20 protein-coding genes, 1 tRNA gene and 1 pseudogene are annotated in these 19571 nt (G+C 68.9%); 9 read left to right on the top strand and 13 right to left on the bottom strand.

Going from position 1 to position 19571, the window contains the following annotated elements; translation table 11 throughout:
* The first annotated feature begins 35 nt into the window (after window positions 1-35).
* Window positions 36-677, top strand: a complete 642-nt coding sequence (locus EXE48_RS16190) for an RNase H family protein (protein WP_053772611.1) — start codon at window positions 36-38, stop codon at window positions 675-677.
* Window positions 678-698: 21 nt separating this feature from the next.
* Here EXE48_RS16190 and EXE48_RS16185 read toward each other — a convergent pair whose 3' ends face one another.
* The 3 genes and pseudogenes from EXE48_RS16185 to EXE48_RS16175 all read right to left on the bottom strand — a co-directional run.
* The gene (locus tag EXE48_RS16185) at window positions 699-1052 is read right to left on the bottom strand and encodes a DUF8062 family protein (RefSeq protein ID WP_053772612.1); all 354 of its coding nucleotides are present in this window, start codon (window positions 1050-1052) and stop codon (window positions 699-701) included.
* 58 nt (window positions 1053-1110) lie between these two features.
* Window positions 1111-2163 (bottom strand): HTH-type sugar sensing transcriptional regulator TrmB, encoded by a 1053-nt coding sequence (trmB, locus tag EXE48_RS16180; RefSeq protein WP_053772613.1) that lies wholly within the window; start codon window positions 2161-2163, stop codon window positions 1111-1113.
* Between the two features lie 98 nt (window positions 2164-2261).
* A pseudogene (locus tag EXE48_RS16175) lies at window positions 2262-2441 on the bottom strand (proteasome assembly chaperone family protein); the annotation flags it as partial.
* Between the two features lie 83 nt (window positions 2442-2524).
* On the opposite strand from EXE48_RS16175, the gene EXE48_RS16170 reads away from it, so the two are divergent.
* Window positions 2525-3595, top strand: coding sequence for a mechanosensitive ion channel family protein (locus EXE48_RS16170; RefSeq protein ID WP_137704382.1), 1071 nt, complete (start codon window positions 2525-2527; stop codon window positions 3593-3595).
* Window positions 3596-3638: 43 nt separating this feature from the next.
* The gene (locus EXE48_RS16165; protein ID WP_137712042.1) at window positions 3639-5264 is read left to right on the top strand and encodes an MATE family efflux transporter; all 1626 of its coding nucleotides are present in this window, start codon (window positions 3639-3641) and stop codon (window positions 5262-5264) included.
* 28 nt (window positions 5265-5292) lie between these two features.
* Here the strand turns inward: EXE48_RS16165 and EXE48_RS16160 are convergent, their stop codons facing one another.
* From EXE48_RS16160 to EXE48_RS16140, 5 genes are all read right to left on the bottom strand, one after another.
* Window positions 5293-5520, bottom strand: coding sequence for a DUF7385 family protein (locus tag EXE48_RS16160; RefSeq protein ID WP_053772616.1), 228 nt, complete (start codon window positions 5518-5520; stop codon window positions 5293-5295).
* A 98-nt stretch (window positions 5521-5618) separates the two neighbouring features.
* Window positions 5619-6821 (bottom strand): DUF418 domain-containing protein, encoded by a 1203-nt coding sequence (locus tag EXE48_RS16155; RefSeq protein WP_053772617.1) that lies wholly within the window; start codon window positions 6819-6821, stop codon window positions 5619-5621.
* 90 nt (window positions 6822-6911) lie between these two features.
* The gene (locus tag EXE48_RS16150) at window positions 6912-7976 is read right to left on the bottom strand and encodes a Gfo/Idh/MocA family protein (RefSeq protein ID WP_137712041.1); all 1065 of its coding nucleotides are present in this window, start codon (window positions 7974-7976) and stop codon (window positions 6912-6914) included.
* Window positions 7977-8086: 110 nt separating this feature from the next.
* A complete protein-coding gene (locus EXE48_RS16145; RefSeq protein WP_137712040.1) occupies window positions 8087-8620 on the bottom strand; it encodes a hypothetical protein in 534 nt (177 codons plus the stop codon).
* Window positions 8621-8692: 72 nt separating this feature from the next.
* A complete protein-coding gene (locus tag EXE48_RS16140) occupies window positions 8693-10423 on the bottom strand; it encodes a thiamine pyrophosphate-binding protein (RefSeq protein WP_137712039.1) in 1731 nt (576 codons plus the stop codon).
* 160 nt (window positions 10424-10583) lie between these two features.
* On the opposite strand from EXE48_RS16140, the gene EXE48_RS16135 reads away from it, so the two are divergent.
* Window positions 10584-10868: a DUF5789 family protein gene (locus tag EXE48_RS16135; protein WP_137712038.1), complete on the top strand. Its 285-nt coding sequence runs from the start codon at window positions 10584-10586 to the stop codon at window positions 10866-10868.
* Complete coding sequence (locus tag EXE48_RS16130) at window positions 10868-11422, top strand: adenylate kinase (RefSeq protein WP_137712037.1); 555 nt, start codon at window positions 10868-10870, stop codon at window positions 11420-11422. The genes EXE48_RS16135 and EXE48_RS16130 overlap by 1 nt, the downstream gene beginning before the upstream one ends.
* Before the next feature lie 52 nt (window positions 11423-11474).
* Here the strand turns inward: EXE48_RS16130 and EXE48_RS16125 are convergent, their stop codons facing one another.
* Window positions 11475-13361, bottom strand: coding sequence for a DEAD/DEAH box helicase (locus EXE48_RS16125; protein ID WP_053772623.1), 1887 nt, complete (start codon window positions 13359-13361; stop codon window positions 11475-11477).
* Between the two features lie 114 nt (window positions 13362-13475).
* Here EXE48_RS16125 and EXE48_RS18860 point away from each other — a divergent pair, with 114 nt between their 5' ends.
* A complete protein-coding gene (locus tag EXE48_RS18860; protein ID WP_167551923.1) occupies window positions 13476-13619 on the top strand; it encodes a hypothetical protein in 144 nt (47 codons plus the stop codon).
* A 294-nt stretch (window positions 13620-13913) separates the two neighbouring features.
* Here EXE48_RS18860 and EXE48_RS16120 read toward each other — a convergent pair whose 3' ends face one another.
* Window positions 13914-14663 carry a hypothetical protein gene (locus EXE48_RS16120; RefSeq protein ID WP_137712036.1) on the bottom strand — a complete coding sequence of 250 codons (750 nt, stop codon included), beginning with the start codon at window positions 14661-14663 and terminating at the stop codon, window positions 13914-13916.
* Window positions 14664-14696: 33 nt separating this feature from the next.
* Window positions 14697-15401 (bottom strand): thermonuclease family protein, encoded by a 705-nt coding sequence (locus tag EXE48_RS16115; RefSeq protein WP_137712035.1) that lies wholly within the window; start codon window positions 15399-15401, stop codon window positions 14697-14699.
* 310 nt (window positions 15402-15711) lie between these two features.
* On the opposite strand from EXE48_RS16115, the gene EXE48_RS16110 reads away from it, so the two are divergent.
* Window positions 15712-17415 (top strand): AlbA family DNA-binding domain-containing protein, encoded by a 1704-nt coding sequence (locus EXE48_RS16110; RefSeq protein ID WP_137712034.1) that lies wholly within the window; start codon window positions 15712-15714, stop codon window positions 17413-17415.
* A 17-nt stretch (window positions 17416-17432) separates the two neighbouring features.
* On the opposite strand, the gene EXE48_RS16105 is transcribed toward EXE48_RS16110, so the two are convergent.
* The gene (locus tag EXE48_RS16105) at window positions 17433-17627 is read right to left on the bottom strand and encodes a hypothetical protein (protein ID WP_241992031.1); all 195 of its coding nucleotides are present in this window, start codon (window positions 17625-17627) and stop codon (window positions 17433-17435) included.
* 94 nt (window positions 17628-17721) lie between these two features.
* A tRNA-Tyr gene (locus tag EXE48_RS16100) sits at window positions 17722-17795 on the bottom strand.
* A 162-nt stretch (window positions 17796-17957) separates the two neighbouring features.
* On the opposite strand from EXE48_RS16100, the gene EXE48_RS16095 reads away from it, so the two are divergent.
* Both EXE48_RS16095 and EXE48_RS16090 read left to right on the top strand, forming a co-directional pair.
* Window positions 17958-18848, top strand: a complete 891-nt coding sequence (locus tag EXE48_RS16095; RefSeq protein ID WP_121600637.1) for a hypothetical protein — start codon at window positions 17958-17960, stop codon at window positions 18846-18848.
* Window positions 18849-18959: 111 nt separating this feature from the next.
* Window positions 18960-19550: an NAD(P)/FAD-dependent oxidoreductase gene (locus EXE48_RS16090; RefSeq protein WP_121600638.1), complete on the top strand. Its 591-nt coding sequence runs from the start codon at window positions 18960-18962 to the stop codon at window positions 19548-19550.
* Window positions 19551-19571: the final 21 nt, after the last annotated feature.

Genomic DNA, 19571 nt, shown 5'->3' with positions numbered 1-19571 from the left:
GACCGACAGGGAGCGCGCCGGACGACGGAGGAGTGATGGACCGACTCCCCACGGAGGGGCTCTCGCCGCTCGCGAGTCGCGTCGACGAGGTCCTGGCGCGGTACGGGTACGAGATCGGCCCCGCCATCGACGCGATCGACGCGGCCGTGTCCGGCTACGGCGGCCTGTTCGACCCGGGGACCGGCGACGGCGAGATCCGGACCGCCGTCGAGGCGGTACTCGCCGCGGACCCGCCGGGCGAGCGGGAGGGCTCGTGGGGCGACGACGACGGCAGCGTGGTCCTCTACGTCGACGGGAGCGCCCGCGGGAACCGGGGGCCGGCGGGGGCGGGCGCCGTGTTGCGGGCCGACCGCGAACCGGCGGTCCGGCTGGGGCGACCGGTCGGCCGGGTCGGAAACAACGCCGCGGAGTACGCCGCGCTCCACATGGGACTGGAGGCGCTGGCCGCGCGCTGCGACCCGGCGGCCGTCGAGGTCCGGATCGACTCGCGGACCGTCATCGACGACGTCTGGGGGACAGGTGACGGCGTCCCGTCGGCCGCGCCGTACAGGACGGCGATCCAAGAGCGGATCGCGGCGCTGTCCGCCTGCGAGTGGACGCACCTGGCCGACAGCGACCCCAACCCGGCGGACGCGCGGGCCGCGGTCGGCGCCGACATCGCGGCGCTCGGCCCGTGACCGGAGCCGGCGGTCAGCCCCTCACGCCCCGTCTCGGTCGCCGTCAGGGGCGACGAGGTCGTCGTCGCCCCTCGGCGCTTCGAGCCGGACCGGGTGGTTCGCGTGTCGCGCGTGGGTCCGCGCCCAGCGCCGGGCGGGCCGCTCCGCCAGGAAGCGCTCGCCGTCCGGACAGCGCTCGCACCGAGCGATCCACGGGGTCACGTCGTCCGGGTAGTGGCCGGTGTGGCGCTCGTGGTCGATCGCGAACTGCTCGACCGCGTGGCCGCCGGGGTCGAGGCCGTCGATCTCGCGGTCGAGGTCCCACTCGCGGCCGCACCGCTCGCAGGACACGGTCGGTACCGCCCGGTCGTCGTCGAGGGACGCGTCGTCGGTCACGGGGACGCTTCGGACCGCACGCACTTGAACGGCGACCGCGCGGCGACCGAAGTCCGCCTCACAGCGCCGGCGGCTCGCCGCGCCCGATCACGATCTCCTGGCCCTCGACGTCCTCCAGGGCGGCGACGCGGCCGCCGATCTCGACGCGCCCCTCGTCGGTCTCGACGACGAGCGAGGCGACCTCCTCGGTGTCGACGAACGCGACGTCGACCACCTTCCCGCGCACCGTCACCTCCTCGCCGGTCTCGATGTCGCGCCCCTCGACCGTGGCGTAGAACTCCTCGCCGTCGAACTCCCGCACGTCCTTCACGGCGCGGCGGATCGAGGCGTAGCGGCGCGGGAAGGGCCGCTCCGCGCCGTCGGTGGCCAGCGTCTCGGCGGTCGTCCACAGGACGGTGCCGAAGAAGCCCGAGACGAGGAAGCCGAGCGCGGAGCGGTTGAAGATGACGCCGTAGCGCTCGCGGTCGTCGCGCAGCGCGTCTTGCGTGGCGTACACGGAGTACTCGCCGTCGCCGACCGCGAGGACCGGCGTGGTGATCCCGCGGCGGGCGCGCGCGATGGTCGCGACCTCGAGGTAGTCGAACTCCGCCGGGTCCGGCGCGTTCGACGCGGGCGTGACGAGCAGTTCGACGCTGACGCCCGCCGCGACCTTCGCGGCGAGCTCGTCGCGGAACCGCCGGAGGAGGCCGGGCGTGAGCGACACCGCGAGCTCGTACTCCGCGTTCTCGATCACCTCCTCGATGTACCGGAGGATCGTCGAGCGCGACTTCACGAGCGACACCGCCTCGGTCTCCCTGGTCGGCGCGGTGTAGCGGGCCTCGAGTTCGTCGACCATCTCCGTGAACGACGAGCGGAGCTCGCCGAACGCGTCGTCGGGGTCGACGGCCACGATCTTCATCGGTCGGGACTCGCGGAGCTCGACGAGCCCGCGGTCCGAGAGGCTCCGGACCGTGTCGTACACCCGCGGCTGCGGGATGTCGGTCCGGTCGGCGATGTCGCTCGCCGTCAGTTCCCCGTGTTCCAACACCGCGAGGTACGCGTCGATCTCGTACTCGCCGAGGTTGAACCGGTCCCCGACGCGGTCGAGGGTGTCCCGGAGATCGTCTGTCATAGTCCGACGAAGGGGGGCGGGGATTATAGCTTTTTACTATGAGTCGAGTTGTACGCGTTTTCAGAGTTCGCTCCTCCACCCCCGCGACGACCGACCGGTCACAGATACGTCCGGTCGTCGCTCCCCTCCGGCTCCCGCTCTTCGATCCGCTCGGCGAGGTCCTCGTAGCGCCGCCGGATCTCCTCCGCGAACGCCTCTAAGTGGGTCGCGTCCACGCCGAGGTCGTAGGTCGCGTTCGCCGTGTCGACGAGCGGCACCGCGGCGCCGACGTTCAGCGCGCTCGGGGGCGCCGCGCTCGCGCTCTCCGCCCGGGGCGTCCGCAGGGAGAAACGCTTTTTCGGATGGCCGTCCGCGAGTCATCATGGTCTTCCCGGAGGTGACGCCGATTGTCGGGGTCGTCTCCCGGCTCGCCAGTCTCGGCTCTCGGCTCGCCGAGCTGCCAGGAGCGGGGCTCCTCACCGTGGTCGCCTCCGTCGCGGTGGGCGTCGTCCTCGCAAACTTCCTGGTCCGGCTGATCGGTCGCCCCGTGGCGCAGCGGGTGTCCCGCCAGAGCGTCGCACAGACGATCGTCCGCGGCGTCCGGGCGGGAACGATCGGGGCCGCACTGCTCGTGGGACTGGGCGCCGCCGGGTTCCAGTTCGCCGACCTCCTCCTCGGGACGGCGGTGTTCTCGGCCGTCATCGGTATCATCCTCGCGCCGCTTGTCGGGAACTTCATCAACGGCGTGTTCGTCCTCGCCGACCAGCCGTTCGAGATCGGCGACATGATCGAGTTGGAGGACGGGACCGCCGGGTTCGTCGAGGACATTACCATCCGGTACACGAAGATCTTCACCGTCGACAACACCTTCCTCGTCGTGCCGAACGGGACGATGCGCGAACGCGACGTGACGAACCTCTCGGCCGAAGACGAGCGGACGCGCCGGTCTATCGACGTGCTGGTCACCTACGAGAGCGACATCCCGGAGGCGCGGCGGCTGATCGAGATGGCGGCGCGCGACTGCGACGCCGTCATCGACGGCGGCCCCGACATCCGGATCGGCGTGGCCCGGTACATGGCGGGCCCGGACTGTCGGCTCCACGAGTTCGCGGACGACGGGATCCTCCTCCGGCTGCGGTACTGGGTGAAGAAGCCGTACAAGCTCGCGAAGGTCCAATCGGACGTGAACACCCTGATCCGCGAGCGCCTCGCCGACGCGGACGTGGAGATGGCGTACCCGCACCGGCACCTCGTCTTCGACGACACGTCGGGCGTCGCCCGCGTCGACGCCGGGAGCGAGGCGCCGAGGGCCGTCGACCCCGACGCGCCGGCGGCAGATGCGTCGGAGGTCGGCGACGGCCCGGGCTCGGACGCCGCCGGCGACGGCGCCGCCCGGGGCGGCGTCGACTCCGAGCCCGACCGCGGCGACGTGAGCGGCGGCGGGGCCGGGTAACCGAATCGGAAGCCTGATAGAGCGCCCCCGGCGTGTTACGGCAGTGAGCGACGAGCCCGCTGCCGACTCCGACGGCTCCTCCGCCGACGGTTCGCCCGACGATCCCTCCGGCGACCGGCCGGACGACGTCGTCGCCGGGCCGTCGAGCGGTCCCGACGACGACGGTCCCCTCGACGACGAGTCGATCACCGAGGGGAGCCTCCTCCGCCCGCTGTTCCGACTGGCGTGGCCGATCGTCGTCATCCAGCTGCTACAGGTCACGTACAACATCGTCGACACCCTCTACCTCGGCCGGCTCTCCGCGGAGGCCGTCGGCGCGATCAGCCTCGCGTTCCCGCTCATCTTCCTGCTGATCGCGGTCGCCGGCGGCTTCACGACCGCGGGCGCGATCCTCGTCGCGCAGTACACTGGCGCCGACGGCGACGGGTCCGCCGGCCTCGTGGCCGGACAGACCATCTTCACCGTCTCGGTGCTGTCCGTGCTCATCGGCATCGGCGGGTACTTCTACACCCGACCGGCCCTGGAGATCCTCCCGAGCGACGCCGACACGGCCGCCACCGTGATCCCGCTCGCGGCCGACTACATGGAGGTGATATTCGCCGGGATTCCCCTGATGTTCGGGTTCTTCGTCTTCTCGGCGCTGATGCGCGGCTACGGCGACACGCGGACGCCGATGGCGGTCATGTTCGTCTCCGTCCTGTTGAACGTCCTGCTGGACCCGTTCTTCATCTTCGGGTTCGACGGGAATCCGCTGTTCCAGTGGCTGGCCGCGGTGCCGGGCGTCGCCGCCCTCGACCCGGTCGCGCTCGAGGCGAGCCTGCTCTCGGCGACCGGGATCACCGGGTTCGGGATCCAGGGCGCCGCCCTCGCGACCATCCTCTCGCGGGGCGTCGCGACCGCCATCGGAATGTGGATCCTGTTCGGGACCGGCTACGGCCCGAACGTGACCGTCAGCCACCTCGCGCCCGACCTCGACTTCATCCGGGACATCTTCCGGCTCGGCCTCCCGTCCAGCGTCGAGCAGACGACGAGCGCCCTCGCGATGATCACGCTGACCGCGATGATCGTCACGTTCTCGCCGCCGGTGGTCGCCGCCTACGGTCTCGGCAACCGCCTCATCTCGCTCGTCTTCCTGCCCGCGATGGGGCTCGGGCGCGCCATCGACACGATGGTCGGGCAGAACCTCGGCGCGGACCGCGCCGACCGCGCCGGCAGGGCGGTGAAGTTCGCCGCCACGACGGGCGCGGGCGTGATGTTCCTCGTCGCCGTCGTCGCCGTGGCGTTCACCGAACCGATCGTCGGGGCGTTCCTCGGCGACGTGCCGGACGCGCCGGCGACCATCGGCCACGCGGTCGACTACGTTCGGATCCGGTCGGTCGAGTTCGCCTTCATCGGCGTCTCGCAGGTAATCTTAGGCGCGTTCCGCGGCGCGGGCAACACGAAGACCGCGATGGTCATCTCCATCGTCACCCTCTGGGTCGGCCGGGTCGCGAGCGTGGCGTACCTCGTGTTCGTGGCCGACTGGGGCGAGACCGGCGTGTGGGTCGGGATGGCGCTCGGGAACGTTCTCGGCGCGGCGGTCGGCGTCGCGTGGTTCTCGCGGGGGACGTGGACCGACCGCTACATCGACGATCCGGACCCCGGCGTCGACCCCGTCGGCGACGACTGACCGCGCCGGGACCCGATCCCCCGTGCGCTCAGTGCCTGAACAGGTAGACGGCGTCGTCGTCGCGGAGCAGACAGAACCGCGCGCCGTCGTTCTCGGGGAACGTGGTCCCCGCCTGCCGCGTGACGAAGAGCCGCGAGAAGACGTCGTCGCACACGGGACACGCCATCGCTTCCCTGTTCTCCCAGAGGCTCGTCCGGCCTGAGTCGCGGAGCTGTTTCAGTTCGTGGCGGTGGTCGTGGACGTCGAAGCCGGTCATGGAGGGAGGTTCGGCGGGCGGGTGTTCAACGTGTCCTCGCGAGTCTCAGTTCGGAGAACGCGCGCTTGGCTAGGGGCGCCGAGGGGGCGCGGCGCCGGTCAGCCTTCGAGGCGCATCGGCTGCGCTTCTCCGTAAGTGAGCGTCCGCCACACCCACTCGACCGGGCCGAACCGGAAGTGGCGCAGCCAGAGCACCGAGAGCGGCACCTGAACCGCCCAGATGGCGACGACGATCCCCATCGCCTCGACGCGGCTGACAGAGCCGAACAGCCCGAGGCCGTGGCCGTAGAATATCGTCGTCGCGATCACCGTCTGGAGCAGGTAGTTCGTGAACGCGGTCCGGCCGACCGCGGCGAGCGCGCGGGTCACGAGCCCCTCGCCGCGCCGCCGGACGAACAGCGTGACGAGGCCGACGTAGCCGCCGGCGACGAGGAGGCTCCCGACGTAGTTGAACTGCCGCCAGTACAGCGCGGCGCCCGCGCTCCAGTCGTTCGCCTCGACGTAGGCGACGCCCGCGACGACGATCGCGACGCCGACGACGCCGCCCGCGACGAGCCGCCGGTAGAACGCGGTCGAGCGCTCGGCGGTCAGCACGCCCCGCTTGTACAGCGCCATCCCGAGCAGCATCACGCCACCGACCCGCCAGAAGCTCGACCCGATGAACCCGCTCGTCTGTCGCTGGAGCGAGGAGTCGACGCGGTGGCTCATCTGGTCGATCCACCCGCCGCGGTAGGCGGCCACCTGCTGCCGTATCGCGGCCTCCGAGGGCATCCACTGGCCGGCGATCGCCTCCCCGCCGATCGACACCGCCGCGAACAGTTCGATCGCGGGGACGAAGAGAAGGAAGATCCCCGCGAGGCCGGCGAGCCGGCGCGCGTCGAGGTCGCGGACGAAGAGGAGGAAGATCCCGGTCAGCCCGTACGTGACGAGGATGTCGCCGTACCAGAGCAGGTACGCGTGGAGGAGTCCGATCGCGATCAGCACCGCGGTCCGGCGGAGGTGGAGGCGGACGGCGTCTTGGCCCTTCTCCGCTTTGCTCTCGATGAACAGGAGGACGCCGGCGCCGAACAGCGCCGAGAAGACCGTGATGAACTTCGACTGCGCGAACACGTGGCCGACGAACCACGCCCAGTAGTCGATCCCGGTGAAGTCGCCGTACACGTTGGGGTTCAGCAGGGTCTGCTCCGGCATCGAGAACACGCGGATGTTGATGACGAGGATGCCGAGCAGCGCGAACCCCCTGAGGGCGTCGAGGCTGGTGATCCGTTCGGAGGGCGGCGTCGGGCCGGGGTCGCTGGTCACGAGTTGTCGCCGGGAACGGTCCCCAACACCGAATAGGTTCCCATCGCGGATGCCGTCGCCCGCCGGCCGACCGGTTCGGGCGTGGCGCGGTCAGTCCAGTCGGACCGCCGCGCCGGCCTCCGAGGACCGGTAGATGGCGTCGATGACGCGCTGGACGCGGAGCCCCTCCTCGACGGTGTTGATCGCGGGCGCCTCGCCCGCCGCGACCGCTTCGAGGAACGTCGCCTGCTCGGCCGCGTGAGCGTCCCCCTCGCGCGTCTCCACGCTCGCGTCCGTGAGGTGGTGGCCGCCGCCGACGCCCGCCTCGTGGACGGTGAGGTCGTCGCTGCCGCGGTCGAACGTCGCTCCCGCCTCGGTGCCCCGGACGACGAACTCGTCGGTCGCCGGGCGGTTCGTCGCCCACGCGACCTCCAGCGACACCGTGGAGCCGTCGGCCGCGCGGATGAACGCCGAGGCCGAGTCGTCGACGTCGAACCCCTCCGGCCCGGCGTCGTCGCCCCACATGTGGACGTACGCGTAGTCGTCGCGGCCGCCGAACTCCGAGCGCGTCTCGCCCGACACCTCGACGACCTCGGGGTGATCGAGGAAGTAGAGCGCGAGGTCGACCGCGTGGACGCCGATGTCGATGAGCGCGCCGCCGCCGGCGACGTCGGCGGAGGTGAACCACGACCCGCGCCCGGGGACGCCGCGCCGCCGCACGTAGTTCGCCTCGACGTGCGTGGTCTCCCCGAACCGCCCCTCGTCCTGGTAGTGTTTGATCACCCGGACCGGCTCCGCGAACCGGTTGTTGAACCCGACCATACAGAACCCCTCGGCGTCGCGGGCGGCGTCGGCGATGCGCTCGGCGCTCGCTACCGTGTGCGCCAGCGGCTTCTCCAAGAGCACGTCGAGGCCGGCTCCCAGCGCCGAGGTGGCGTACTCCTCGTGGAAGCGGTTCGGCGTGGTGACCAACACGGCGTCGCACTCCTCGTAGAGGGCCGCCTCGTCCTCGTACGCGGGGCGGCCGAACTCCTCGAGGAACCGCGCGCGGGCGTCGCCGTCGATGTCCATGCCGCCGACCAGATTCGCGCCGCGCTCGACCAGCTTCGTCGCGTGGTGGGACCCGATGCCGCCGAGGCCGACGATGCCGACGGCGACGTCGTTCGGATGCGTCATGGGCGGAATTCACGACGGGTGTTGTTAAGACTCACGTCCGGGTGAACGCGGTGGGACTCGGGGAGTCGGTCGATCGAGTCCCGGTCACAGGGGGTCCGCGAGAGCCGCGGTCACGCCGTCGGGACCGCGACGAGAGCGGTCACCGCGGCGTCGACGAGCGCCGTCGCGGCGTCGGTCACCGATGGCGTGATTCCGAGTGCGGTCGTCACGGCGTCGACCGCCGCGGGCGACATCGAGTCGACGACGTCGAAGAGGCCGCCGAGCGAATCGGCGCTCTCGACCAGACCGTCGCGCGCGTCGAGCAGGGCCCGGAACTGCTCCGGTTCGCGGGCGATCACGAACCGGCCGACGACCGCGGTGGTCCCGAGGAACCCGAGGAGCGCGAGCGCCCGCGAGACCGCGAGCAACTTCAACAGGACCGGGAGCGCCAGCCCGAGGGCGAGCGCGGCGACGACACCCGTGACGACTTCGCCCAGCGAGCCGCCGTCCGCGAGGTCGACGACGCCGGCCCCGGAGAGGAGGACGAACCCGCCGACGAGGAGGGCCAGCGACCCCCACACGAGCAGCGCCAGCAGGCGGACGGGACCGTCGTATCCGCCGCCAGCGTCGTCCGGCACGTCGTCGTGGACCCACGGGTTACGCATACGCGCAGTCGGGAGCAGACCCAGATATAGTTCGCTTCAGATCTCGGAAACGCTCGCCGTGAAACGGAGCGGCTACTCGCCGGGGCGAGGGCCGGTCATCCACTCGCTCGCCTGCGGTTCGCCCGGGTCGGTGACGACCTCCACGAGCGCCGGTCCCTCCCGGATCCGGGCGCGCTCGACGGCGTCGCCGACCGCGTCGCGCTCGCGGACGCGCTCCGCGGGCAGCCCCATCCCGGACGCGACCGCGACGAGGTCGAGGCCGGTCTCCGCCCAGCCGTAGCTCCCGGCCGAGAAGTCGTACGAGCGCTCCGCCTCCTCGCTGATGATCGCGTAGTCGTCGTTGTTGAGCGCGACGACGGTGACGTCGATCCCCTCGCTCGCCAGCGTGTGGAGCTCGTGGACGCACATCATGAGTCCCCCGTCGCCGGTGAGCGCGACGACGTCGCGCTCCGGGTTCGCCAGCTTGGCCCCCATCGCCGAGGGGAGCCCGGTCCCCATCGTCGCCCACGAGCCGGGGTTGACGTACGACCGCGGCCCCGCGGCGGGGAACGAGACGAGCGTCCACAGCCGGAACCCGCCCGCGTCGGCCGTGACGACGGCGTCCTCGGGGACCGCGTCGCGCACCGCGGAGAGCACCTCGACGGAGCGGAGCGGATCGTCGGAACCGCGGTCCTCCGAGAGCGCGGCGAACCGATCGCGGTCGGCCGCGCGGACGGCCTCGGCGCGCGCGGCGCCGGCGCGCTCGCGGCTCGCCGGGGGCTCTCCGTCGAGCGCGCCGTCGAGGTCGCGCAGGAAGCGGTCGGCGTCGGCGACGACGCCGAGGTCGGCGTCGTAGCCGAACCCCACGTCGTCGCCGTCGAGCGTGACGTGGATCAGCGTCTCCGGCATCGAGACGGACCACGAGGCGGTCGCGACCGCGTCGAGGTCGGAGCCGACGACGAGGCCGACGTCCGCGCCCGCGAGCAGGTCGCGGAGGTCCGCGCTCGCGCCGCCACAGAGGACGCCGGCCGACAGCGGGTGGGTCTCGGGCAGCGTCCCCTTCCCTTTGTACGTCGTCACCACGGGAGCGTCCAGGGTCTCGGCGACCGACCGGAGCGCCTCGCTCGCGCCCGATCGCCTGACGCCGCCGCCCACGAGGACGACCGGCGTCGCCGCGTCGGCCAAGGGGTCCGCGGCGTCTCGCACCGCGTCCGGGGGCGCGGTCGGCGGCGGCGAGGGGTCGCGGTCGCCGACGACCGACTGCGGCGTGCGGCTCGCGAGCACGTCCTTCGGGATCCCGACGCGGACCGGCCCCTGCGGGTGTTCGCGCGCGGAGCGGATCGCCTCGACGACCGCGGGGACCGCGCCCGCCGGCGAGTCGACGAGGACGTTCTCCTTGACGACTGTGTCGTACGTCTCCGGCGGCGTCTCGTGGATGCCGTCGCCGCCGCGGACCGACCGCTCGGTCTCCACGGCGAGGTGGAGCAGCGGGACGCAGTCGTTGAGGGCGTTCTTCAGCCCGTTCATCGCGTTGGTGTCTCCCGGACCGGGGACGACGCAGGTGGCCGCCATCGCGTCCGGCTCGCTCGTCTCGGCGTACCCCCACGCCTGATGCGGGACGGCCGTCTCGTGGCGGGCGACGACGAACCGCGCGTCGCGGTCGGCGAGCGCCCGGTTCAGCGGGAGCGTCTGCTTGCCGGGGATACCGAAGACGGTGTCGACGCCGCGGTCGAGCATGGCGTCGACGACCGCCTCGGCGACGGTCGGGGGCGGGTCGTCGGGCGCGGTCGGATCCGCCGCGGGCGAGGGCTCGTCAGCGTCCATGTCGCGAAGTCGCCGGAGCGCGTGTTGAAAGCTTCGCCCGGCGACGGGCCGGAGTCGGGTCCGAGGCGTCGGCGACAGCGCGGGGGGAACGCTCGGGAGACGCGACGACGCCCCGTGGTACATACACACTTATCCTCACGTGCGTTATCATATGGTATGAATGCGCTTACCAGAGACACGGGACCTGTTCGCGAGGAGGTTGGAGTTTCCGGCACCCCGGAGTGAGGTGCTGGAAACGGTCGGTGACACGACGCTGTCGCCGCCGGACGGGGAGTCAACGACGATTCGGGCGGTCATCGACCGATCGGACGTCGAGACGTTCGACTCGGCGGACGACCTCTACGACACGCTGATGATGCTCGTCGGCGCCCAGTTCATCGGCCGCCGGTACTACGACGACCGCGGCGGAATGCCGGGGGACGAGGAGAACGAGGTGAGCTTCTGATGTCCGTCACGCTCGTGTCGGGGGTCAACGGCGTCGGCCTCTCCAGCGTCTGTCAGGCGGTTCGACGCGGACTCGGCGACGGGTACAAGCTGATCAACTTCGGCGACGTGATGCTCGAACAGGCGGCGGCAATGTGCATCACGACCGAGCGGGCCCAGCTCGGCACGCTCTCGCAGACGGAGACGCGTCGCCTCCAGCGTCGCGCCGGCGAGTTCGTCGCCGAGGAGGCGGCGACGACGAACGTGATCCTCTCGACGCACCTCGCGGTCGAAACGCAGACCGGCTACGTCCAGGGGCTCCCGGTCGAAGTGCTCGAAGACGTCTCGCCGGACGCGTTCGTCCTCGTGGAGGCGGAGCCGTCGACGATCCTCGAACGGCGGCGGGAGAGCGACCGCGACCTCGACGGGGTCACCGAACGGCAGATCGACTTCGAGCAGGACCTCAACCGCTCCGCGGCGCTCCAGTACGCGAGGGACCAGAACGCGCCCGTGCGGTTCGTCGAGAACGAGGGAGCGATCGGAGCGGCGGCCGAGAGCCTGGCGGACTCGCTCTGACGGGCCGACTCGGGTCTCCCCGGACCCCCGGCGAAAGGGACCGCGCCTCCGGTCACTCCGCGACGTTCGTCTCGCGGACGCGGACGCCCTTCCGGCCGAGGTGGCGCATCTGCCGCTGGGCGAACTCCTCCTCGCTCGACCCGCGCGTCGCGAGGACGTAGACGAGCGCGGAGCCGGTGGGGCGCATCGTCCGGCCGGCGCGCTGCGACCCCTGTCGCCGGGAGCCGCCGAGCCCGCTCGCGACGACCGCGAGTTCCGCGTTCGGGAGGTCGATCCCCTCGTCACCGACGCGGGAGACGACGAGCACGTCGAGGTCGCCGTCGGCGTCCTCGTCGGTGTCGTCCGTCGCGCGGAACCGGCGGAACAGCTCCGCGCGCTCGCGGTGCGGCGTCTCGCCGCTGACGAACGGGACGCCGAGCGCGTCGGCGATCGCCTCCCCGTGGTCGAGGTACTCGACGAAGACGAGCGCCTTCTTGTCGCGGTGCGCGGCGAGCAGGTAGCGGATCTCCTCGACCTTGGCGGGGTTCTCGGCCGCGAGCCGTCTGCGCTCCCGCCCGTCCGCGGCCGCGTACTCGTTGCGGGCCATCTCCTCGCGCCACGGGACGTACCGGATCTCGACCTCGGGCTCCTGGACGAAGCCGGCCTCGAACAGCGCGTCCCAGTCCGCGCCGATGGGCTGACCGATCAGGGTGTATATCTCCTCCTCGCTGCCGGTCTCGCTGACGGGCGTCGCCGAGAGCCCGAGCCGGTGCTTGCTCTGGAGCTCGGCGGTCCGGGAGTAGACGGGGGCGCTGACGTGGTGTGCCTCGTCGAAGCAGATCAGCCCCCACTCGCGGGAGTCGAAGAGGCTCCGGTGGCGGTCCATCCCCGCGATCTGGTAGGTCGCGATCGTGACGGGGCTGATGTCCTTCGTCCCGCCGTGATACAGCCCGATGTCGGCCGGGTCGACCGTCGAGTGGTCGAGCAGCTCCTCGCGCCACTGCTCGGCGAGTTCGCGGGAGGGGACCAAGATGAGCGTCTCGCCCCCGACCGCGGCGATCGTCGCGATCGCGGCGACGGTCTTGCCGGAGCCCGGCGGGCCGACGTACACCCCGGACTTGCGGTCGAGGAACGTCTCCACCCACGTGGCCTGGTAGTCGCGGAGGTCGGTCGTGAGTTCGATCTCGACGGGGTCGCCCGTCTCTAAGTCGCGGTCGTCCTCGACGGGGTAGCCGGCGTCGTAGAGCGCGCGCTTGACCGCCGCGACCGCCGCCTCGTTGACCCACGCCTCCGTGTCCGAGATGGGCGCGCGGAGGTGGTCGTCGTCGAGGTGCTGGTCGGCGACGTTCCCCATCAGGTTCTCCGAGGCGGCTTCGAGGACGACGTAATCGTCCTCGTGGGTGTACAGCCGGAACCGGTGCGCGCGCCGCCACTGGTCGCGCACCCAGTCTTCGAGGTGGTCGTACCGGCGGGGCAGCACCGAGCGGAGCGCGCCGACGAGCCCGTCGTCGTCGTCGAACGGCGCGGCCCACACGTCCTCCTGCCGGATCCGATAGAGGTAGCCGCGGGTCCCCGGCTCGGTGCCGGTGGTGTCGACGAGGTTCGCGAACTGCGAGAGCCGCGCGCGGGTGTACTGGGTAGGTCGGTCGACGACGATCTCGCGGCGCTTCGGGAAGACCACGACGCGCTCGCGGCTCGCCAACGCCCCCCAGTCGCGGGGGTAGAACACCACGGGGTCGGCCTCGACGTCGAGCCGGTCCACGTCGCCGCGGTCGACGAGCGCGGCGAGCGCGTCTCGGGCCGCGGCCTGCGAGGTTCCGAGTCTGCGCGCGACCTCGCTCGCGGTCGTGACCGGCCGCTCCTCGGCTTCGAGCGCCTCGTGAAAGCGGTCGAGTGAGATGTCGTCGTCGGATTCGGCGGCATCGTCGCCGGCGGGGCCGTCGCCGGTGTCGTCGGTCATCACCGTCGCTTCGACCGCGAGGCGGAAAGGGGTAGCGTCACCGGGCAGGCGGTCCGAGCGGCGACGGCGCTCGACACAAGGCATATACGAGAGCTTCGAAAAACGCTCGACCGCATGTTAGACGCCGAATTCCAGGTGTGTACCGAGTGCGGTAACCTCCACATGGAAGGCGGTGCGGCCCCGGACTACGTGGAGGAGTGCGCGGCGTGCGGCGGCCACGTGACCGACGTCGAACTCGACGACTTCATCGGATTATAACCGACGCCAGAGAGTCGTCCGAGCCGATTCCGCGTCCGAGACGGCGATCCGGTCGGCTAGTTATCAATAGCTGCTACCGTCGACACGCACACCGCCGAAGCCCCGGTCGCGAGGCGGGGGCACGCTCGTTGCGGTCCTCAGTCGCTCGCTTCGCTCGCTCCTTGCGGTCCTTGTATCGCCTATCCCCGCCTCGCGACTGCCCCTTCGAGTCCCGCCACCGCACCGCAGATTCACGGCCGAGCGGTATTCGTCGCTCGACAGTTGTGTATAAATGGATACGTCGGAGCTCGACCGCTACCGTCCGGGCGACCGCTGTCGACACCGCCGCGACGTGATCCCCTCCTTCGAGCGGAACCGGCAGCCGCACTCCGTACAGCGCACGAACGGCTCGCCGGGCTCGGTTTCGAGTCGATGCTCGCCCACCTCGAACGGGCGGGTAACCGTTCGGGGGCGGATCCGGTCGGGAATCGGCGTCGCGGCCGACTCGCTCAGCGCGGCCCGCACGGCGATGGTGTCGACGTCGACGCCGTCCCACCGCGGGGCCTCTAACGCCGCCTCGCGGTCCGCGACCTCGGTCCAGCCGGTGACGACGACCGGAGAGTCCGTCTCGGTGTCGCTCACGACCACGACGAAGCGGACGCCCCCCTCGACGAGGGCGAACCGCCAGCCGTCGGTGCTGTTCCACCGCAACTGACCCTCCCGGATCGCGTCGCTCACGGTGCGTGTCGACACGTACCGACCGGGCTGTTCGAGCCGCTCGCGGAAGTGGTCGGTCAGCGCGTACAGAGAGGGGTCCCGGACCGGCGGATCCTCCGGCGTCCGGGCGGCGGCCTCCCCGCCGTGCGGCGGGTTGACCGACCGATAGTCCGCGGACCGATCGGTTCGTCCGGCCCGAGCGCGGCGGCACGCCGGCGACTCCGGCGGGGACCGGTGTCGCGCGTCTGCCTGCCGGCTCGCTGCGGCGGTCGTGGAGGCGGTCCGACGCTCCGTCGATCCGGGCCCGAGGGGCTCCGCGTCCCCCGACCCGCCCTGTCGGGATGCCACTACGACACCCTACCGAGCGCGCTCTTAAGTGTGTTACGCCGACACAGAGGCCGCGGTCCCCGCGGCTTCGAGCCGGGAGGGCGGCCGGAGGTCCGCGCCGTCGACCTCGCCCGTCTCGGCGGAGGACTCGGCCTCGTCGAACGCCCAGAGGCCGGCGCCGCGTTCCCTCGCGTCCGCCTCGGCGGCCGCGTACGCGTCGCGTTTCGCGAACTCGGTGTCGTACAACCGGGCGTACCCCTCGGTCAGCAGGCGCTCGTTGAAGTCCTCGCCGTCGACGTACAGCACCGCGAGCAGGCGCCCGTAGCCGCCTCGGCGGTCGCCCCCGGTCACGACCGTGACCTCCTCGCCGGCGAGTTTCGACTCCGCGAACGCCGACGCCTCGCCGCCCCACGTCGCGAGGTGCGTGCGTCCGGCATCCGTCTCCGGGATGCCCTCGAACTCGGCGGGGGAGGTCGACTCCGCGCTCGTCTCGGGCGTGTCGACGCCGAGGAGCCTGACGGTGTCGACCTCGCCGTTCGGGAACTCGACCTCCATCGTGTCGCCGTCGACGACGCGGACGACGGTGCCCGTCCACGCCGTGTCGGCCGTGTCGTCGGGGTCGACGCCGTCCGGATCGGCGGGCGGCGAGTCGAGGGCGGTGGGCTGCGAGCCGGAGCCCGTGTCCGTGACCGGCGCGCCGGCGCAGCCGGCCAGTAGGACGAGGGCGACGAGGGCGATCAGCCGCCAGCGAACGCTCATAGCCACTTGTAGCCGGGAGCCGTGAAAAGTCGGGTGGTGGCGGCCCTGCCGTCACGCTCGGCCGCGATCGAGCGGTTTCGCTGACCGATACACGTAGGATCTTTCGTCCGGGTGAACGTGAAGCGTGGGAGGAAGGGATCGAGGAAGCCGACGACATGAGCGAGCTGATGACGACCGGCGAGGCGCTATATGCGGCTATGGTCGATCGGGAGGGCGTCGACGAGGTCGTTAGTGAGCATACCGAGGAGCGGACGCAGTGTTTCGTGTGAGAGGGTAGTAAACTTATATTCGTTTGATTATATCGTGAACCATGAGCCCTGGCGCAGAAGCACTCGGCATTCACCATTCTCTCTCCACGATATCAGATATTGATTCGTATACTAAATGGGTTCAGAGGAGTCGTGAAGAGCCGATAGAGGAATATCTTGACGGCTATCGAATTTTGGTTAGGGCTTGTCTTCAGTCATTTCAAGACAAGCTCACAAGCTTTCCAGAAGTATTTCATATTGACACAAACCTCGAATTCCGAAGAGCACGAGGCGAGATAGCTGATATCGACTCACTGCGAGCAAATTCGGAAGCAGCGAATTTGTTAAAATACATAGATAGAATTGATGATCAAATTCACTCGGCGCACAATGCCGAGTACCTTAGTGAGGCCATTTCAAACCTTAGAAAGCAACTTTTGCTACCGTTTGAGGATGTATTGGATGAATATGGGACCTACGCCACAGAACCATCGGAAGAAGAGATCAGGAAATATCTGGCATGTTTTTCATTGGTTACCTACGCAAACGATGCGACTAGAGGATATCCTGAGGCGTTTCAATATGGATGGTTAGATAACCGGAGCAATCTGGAAGAATTAGACGAGAATTTTGAGTCATACAGGGACACCCTCTTTTGGGCGTATTCTATTTTAGAACCGGATGTTTGTGATATTGACATCCTAAGGGATGATTTGCTCGCTGTAGAAGATTGGAAAGAATTGGATTTAGAGTTTAGAACCGCTCGCGAAGCGCTGTTGGACCCATTCGAGGACCGGCACGGTCGGAGGCGAGAAAATCTGTTTGAGCTGAATATAAATGAGAGGCCTACAGCCATTGAGAACTTACTCTCCGGTGCCCCCGACCCAGTAGTTAGTCAGGAAAAGCAACTCAATCGCATCTTCTTATGGGATTTCGCCACTAGGGCAAATGACGTATTAGCAGGACCTAGGCCGGTTGGTATCTTCATGACTTTGTTTGGATTGAGAAGAATGCGTGAAAGACTAGACACGGATACGCCGATACAATTTAGAAGGTTTGTACATCCAACAGGCCCTGGAAACGACTACTCTTACGCCATCGATACAACAGGTTGGGGATTAGAGGAAACGGGAATGCTGCGGGGTTGGGTAGTGTTCACTCACGCGGCGACCGACTACTCCGGTCAAGGATCTCACCAGTATAGGATGATAGAAACTCATGTCAAGGAGCTCGAATCAGAAGGGGTAGTTGAGATCGAGGAGATGACCCTTGACGAGGATTCGTTGGTACAGTATCTGGACGAGCACAGCATGAGACGTTCACCTCCAACCTCCACAAACACACGTAATCAGCAGGAATACGATGGGCGAAGGCTAACAGAAATAATAAGAGGGGGAGAGGGAGAACGTACAGAATTCAAAAGGCAACTACCAGATAACTCAGTCAAAAAGTTAGGCACTGAGGTTGCGGCATTGGCTAATCATAAAGGAGGAGTTCTACTACTTGGAGTGGATGATCAAGGGGAGATATACGGCGTAGAGAAGCCCGATAACTTAGACAATAGAATATCTGGCTTCCTGCGGTCTAAGCTTAAGCCACCACTAGCTGCTGAAATACACATAGAGACAGCACAGGATGTAAACATACTGATCGTAGACATTCCAGATGTAGAAGAGCCAGTCGCAATTGACTACACCTACTACGTCAGATCCGGTCGGAATAAAGAGCGGATGTTGTATTCCGAGTTGAAGGAGAAATACGACTAGGCTTCGGATGTCGGTGATTACTCCTCTATTCGTAATATAATCGGATAGATGACTTTCTTCCACACCAGATCGAGCGGTGTCGAATACGGCGTCATGTGCTCGATCACATCGTCGAGCGCGACGAGCAGGCCGATGAACGCGAAGCCCGCGCCCGTCGCCGGATAGTACGGCCAGATCGACGCGAAACCGAACAGCGACAGCGCCACGCCCACGTAGCAGTGGTGCGACCCAACACGTCCGAGTTAATCTCGCACCGAGAGTATAGGCGTCAACCGCTCGCTGTCGCTCACGAGTGGTGAGGTTCAGTCCGCCCTCCCCGAATTGAACGGGGGACAAGTCGATCTACAGTCGACTGCTCTACCAGGCTGAGCTAAGGGCGGTTACCGAAACATAGCCGCCGGATTCGACTTAAGGGTTCCCTTTCAGAACAGGTGTGATCCGCCGTACCGCAGCGCGGATCGACCGACTCGACGGCCGCCTCGCGCCGCGTTCCCGTCGCGCCGCCGCGCGGCAGTTAAGTCGCTCGCGGCGGGAGCGAGGGCATGGCCGACGGCGACGACAGACAGGCGACGTTCGGGTCGGACGGGAGCCTCGAAACCGAGACGACGCCGGACGCGACGGGCGAGAACGACTTCGGCGAGGAGAAGGAGCCGAACGAGACGGACGGCGGGTACAGCCGGTACGTCGTCTCCAGCCTCCTCCAGAAGGCGGTCCGGCGCTCCGACGAGGAGGTCGCGGCGTGGGCGGCCTGGGAGCTGGCCCGCTCCGGGTACGCCTGGAACCTCTGGGACCGCCTCAACCTCTACGTCGTCGAGGACCTCCGCGCGGGCGACGAGGTCGCGCTCCTGATCGACCGCTACGAGGAGCTCGCCACCGAGCGCTGGGAGCCGGACGCGTGGAAGGGCCGCCTCTGTGCGATTCACGCCGCGCTCGCGGCCGCCCGCGCCCGCTCAACCCGGGAGGCGTCGAACGCGGACGCCTACTTCTCCGCCGTCGCAGAGGTCCGCGCCGAGGCCCGCGAGCGCGGCGAGGAGCCGGCGCACGACTTCCCGGTCGGTGATCTCGAACCGGAGGGCGAGTTCGACGCGGTCTTCGACGGCCACACCGGCGAGGGCTCGAAGCGCGGGCGCGGCACCCGCTTCTTCAAGACCCACGGCGCCCGGGTCGGGCCCGAGGGCGAGGACGACCAGAGCGCGCGCTGGCAGCGCCTCGCGATGATCCTCGACGAGGACACCGAGTACGAGGCCGACGAGCTCGACCGCGCCGTCGAACCGGTCGACCCGAACGACCCGTGGGGTGAGCCCGGCGATGAGAGCGGGGGAGGAGACGGCGACGGGGAAGGCGACAGGAACGACGGCCAGGAGGGTGATCGGAACGTCGGTCAGGAGGGCGACGACGCTCCCGACGGCTCGCTCGACGATTTCGGGGCGTAAATCGCCGGGTCCGTCGTCGGCGCGTCGTCGTCGCAGCCGACTCGTCTCGGCCCGTCCCGTCGATCCCTGCTTCCGTCAACGCTTATGTCCGGGCGCGGTGATATGGCGGCCATGTCAGACGTCGCAATCGTCGGCGGTGGACCGGCCGGACTGAGCGCGGGACTGTTCGCGAGCAAGAACGGCCTCGACACCGTCCTCTTCGACACGGACGGGACGTGGATGCACAAGGCGCACCTGTTCAACTACCTCGGCGTCGGCTCCGTCGGCGGCAGCGAGTTCATGGCGACCGCGCGCCAGCAGGTCGACGACTTCGGCGTCGACCGCCATCAGGGCGAGGAGGTCACCGGCGTCGAGTCGACCGACGACGGCTTCGCCGTGACGACCGAGGAGGACGAGTACGACGCCGACTACGTCGTCCTCGCGACGGGCGCGAACCGCGACCTCGCGGAGGAGCTGGGCTGCGCGTTCGACGACGACGACACCGTCAGCGTCGGCGTCTCGATGGAGACCAGCGTCGAGGGCGCCTACGCGACGGGCGCGATGGCCCGCGCCGAGGAGTGGCAGGCTGTCATCTCCGCGGGCGACGGCGCGGCCGCCGCGCTCAACATCCTCTCGAACGAGAAGGGCGAGCACTACCACGACTTCGACGTTCCGGACACCGCGGCCTCCGTGTTCGGCGACCTGATCGACGACGGGGAGTGAGGCGGCGTCCGGCGCCTCGGT

The organism is Halorubrum sp. ASP1 (assembly GCF_005435135.1).
Classification (GTDB): Archaea; Halobacteriota; Halobacteria; order Halobacteriales; family Haloferacaceae; genus Halorubrum; species Halorubrum tropicale.
The sequence above is the reverse complement of the archived record's forward strand: the minus strand, read 5'-3'. Positions and strand labels throughout refer to the sequence as shown.

What these genes read in the sequence shown, in the direction of transcription:
- EXE48_RS16190 (WP_053772611.1), top strand. Translation starts at nt 36, where the DNA reads ATGGACCGACTCCCCACGGAGGGGCTCTCGCCGCTCGCGAGTCGCGTC.
- EXE48_RS16110 (WP_137712034.1), top strand. Translation starts at nt 15,712, where the DNA reads ATGAGCCCTGGCGCAGAAGCACTCGGCATTCACCATTCTCTCTCCACG.
- EXE48_RS16130 (WP_137712037.1), top strand. Translation starts at nt 10,868, where the DNA reads ATGTCCGTCACGCTCGTGTCGGGGGTCAACGGCGTCGGCCTCTCCAGC.
- EXE48_RS16125 (WP_053772623.1), bottom strand. Translation starts at nt 13,361, where the DNA reads ATGACCGACGACACCGGCGACGGCCCCGCCGGCGACGATGCCGCCGAA.
- EXE48_RS16090 (WP_121600638.1), top strand. Translation starts at nt 18,960, where the DNA reads ATGTCAGACGTCGCAATCGTCGGCGGTGGACCGGCCGGACTGAGCGCG.
- EXE48_RS16140 (WP_137712039.1), bottom strand. Translation starts at nt 10,423, where the DNA reads ATGGACGCTGACGAGCCCTCGCCCGCGGCGGATCCGACCGCGCCCGAC.
- EXE48_RS16095 (WP_121600637.1), top strand. Translation starts at nt 17,958, where the DNA reads ATGGCCGACGGCGACGACAGACAGGCGACGTTCGGGTCGGACGGGAGC.
- EXE48_RS16150 (WP_137712041.1), bottom strand. Translation starts at nt 7,976, where the DNA reads ATGACGCATCCGAACGACGTCGCCGTCGGCATCGTCGGCCTCGGCGGC.
- EXE48_RS16145 (WP_137712040.1), bottom strand. Translation starts at nt 8,620, where the DNA reads ATGCGTAACCCGTGGGTCCACGACGACGTGCCGGACGACGCTGGCGGC.
- EXE48_RS18860 (WP_167551923.1), top strand. Translation starts at nt 13,476, where the DNA reads ATGTTAGACGCCGAATTCCAGGTGTGTACCGAGTGCGGTAACCTCCAC.
- EXE48_RS16170 (WP_137704382.1), top strand. Translation starts at nt 2,525, where the DNA reads ATGGTCTTCCCGGAGGTGACGCCGATTGTCGGGGTCGTCTCCCGGCTC.
- EXE48_RS16135 (WP_137712038.1), top strand. Translation starts at nt 10,584, where the DNA reads ATGCGCTTACCAGAGACACGGGACCTGTTCGCGAGGAGGTTGGAGTTT.
- trmB (WP_053772613.1), bottom strand. Translation starts at nt 2,163, where the DNA reads ATGACAGACGATCTCCGGGACACCCTCGACCGCGTCGGGGACCGGTTC.
- EXE48_RS16115 (WP_137712035.1), bottom strand. Translation starts at nt 15,401, where the DNA reads ATGAGCGTTCGCTGGCGGCTGATCGCCCTCGTCGCCCTCGTCCTACTG.
- EXE48_RS16160 (WP_053772616.1), bottom strand. Translation starts at nt 5,520, where the DNA reads ATGACCGGCTTCGACGTCCACGACCACCGCCACGAACTGAAACAGCTC.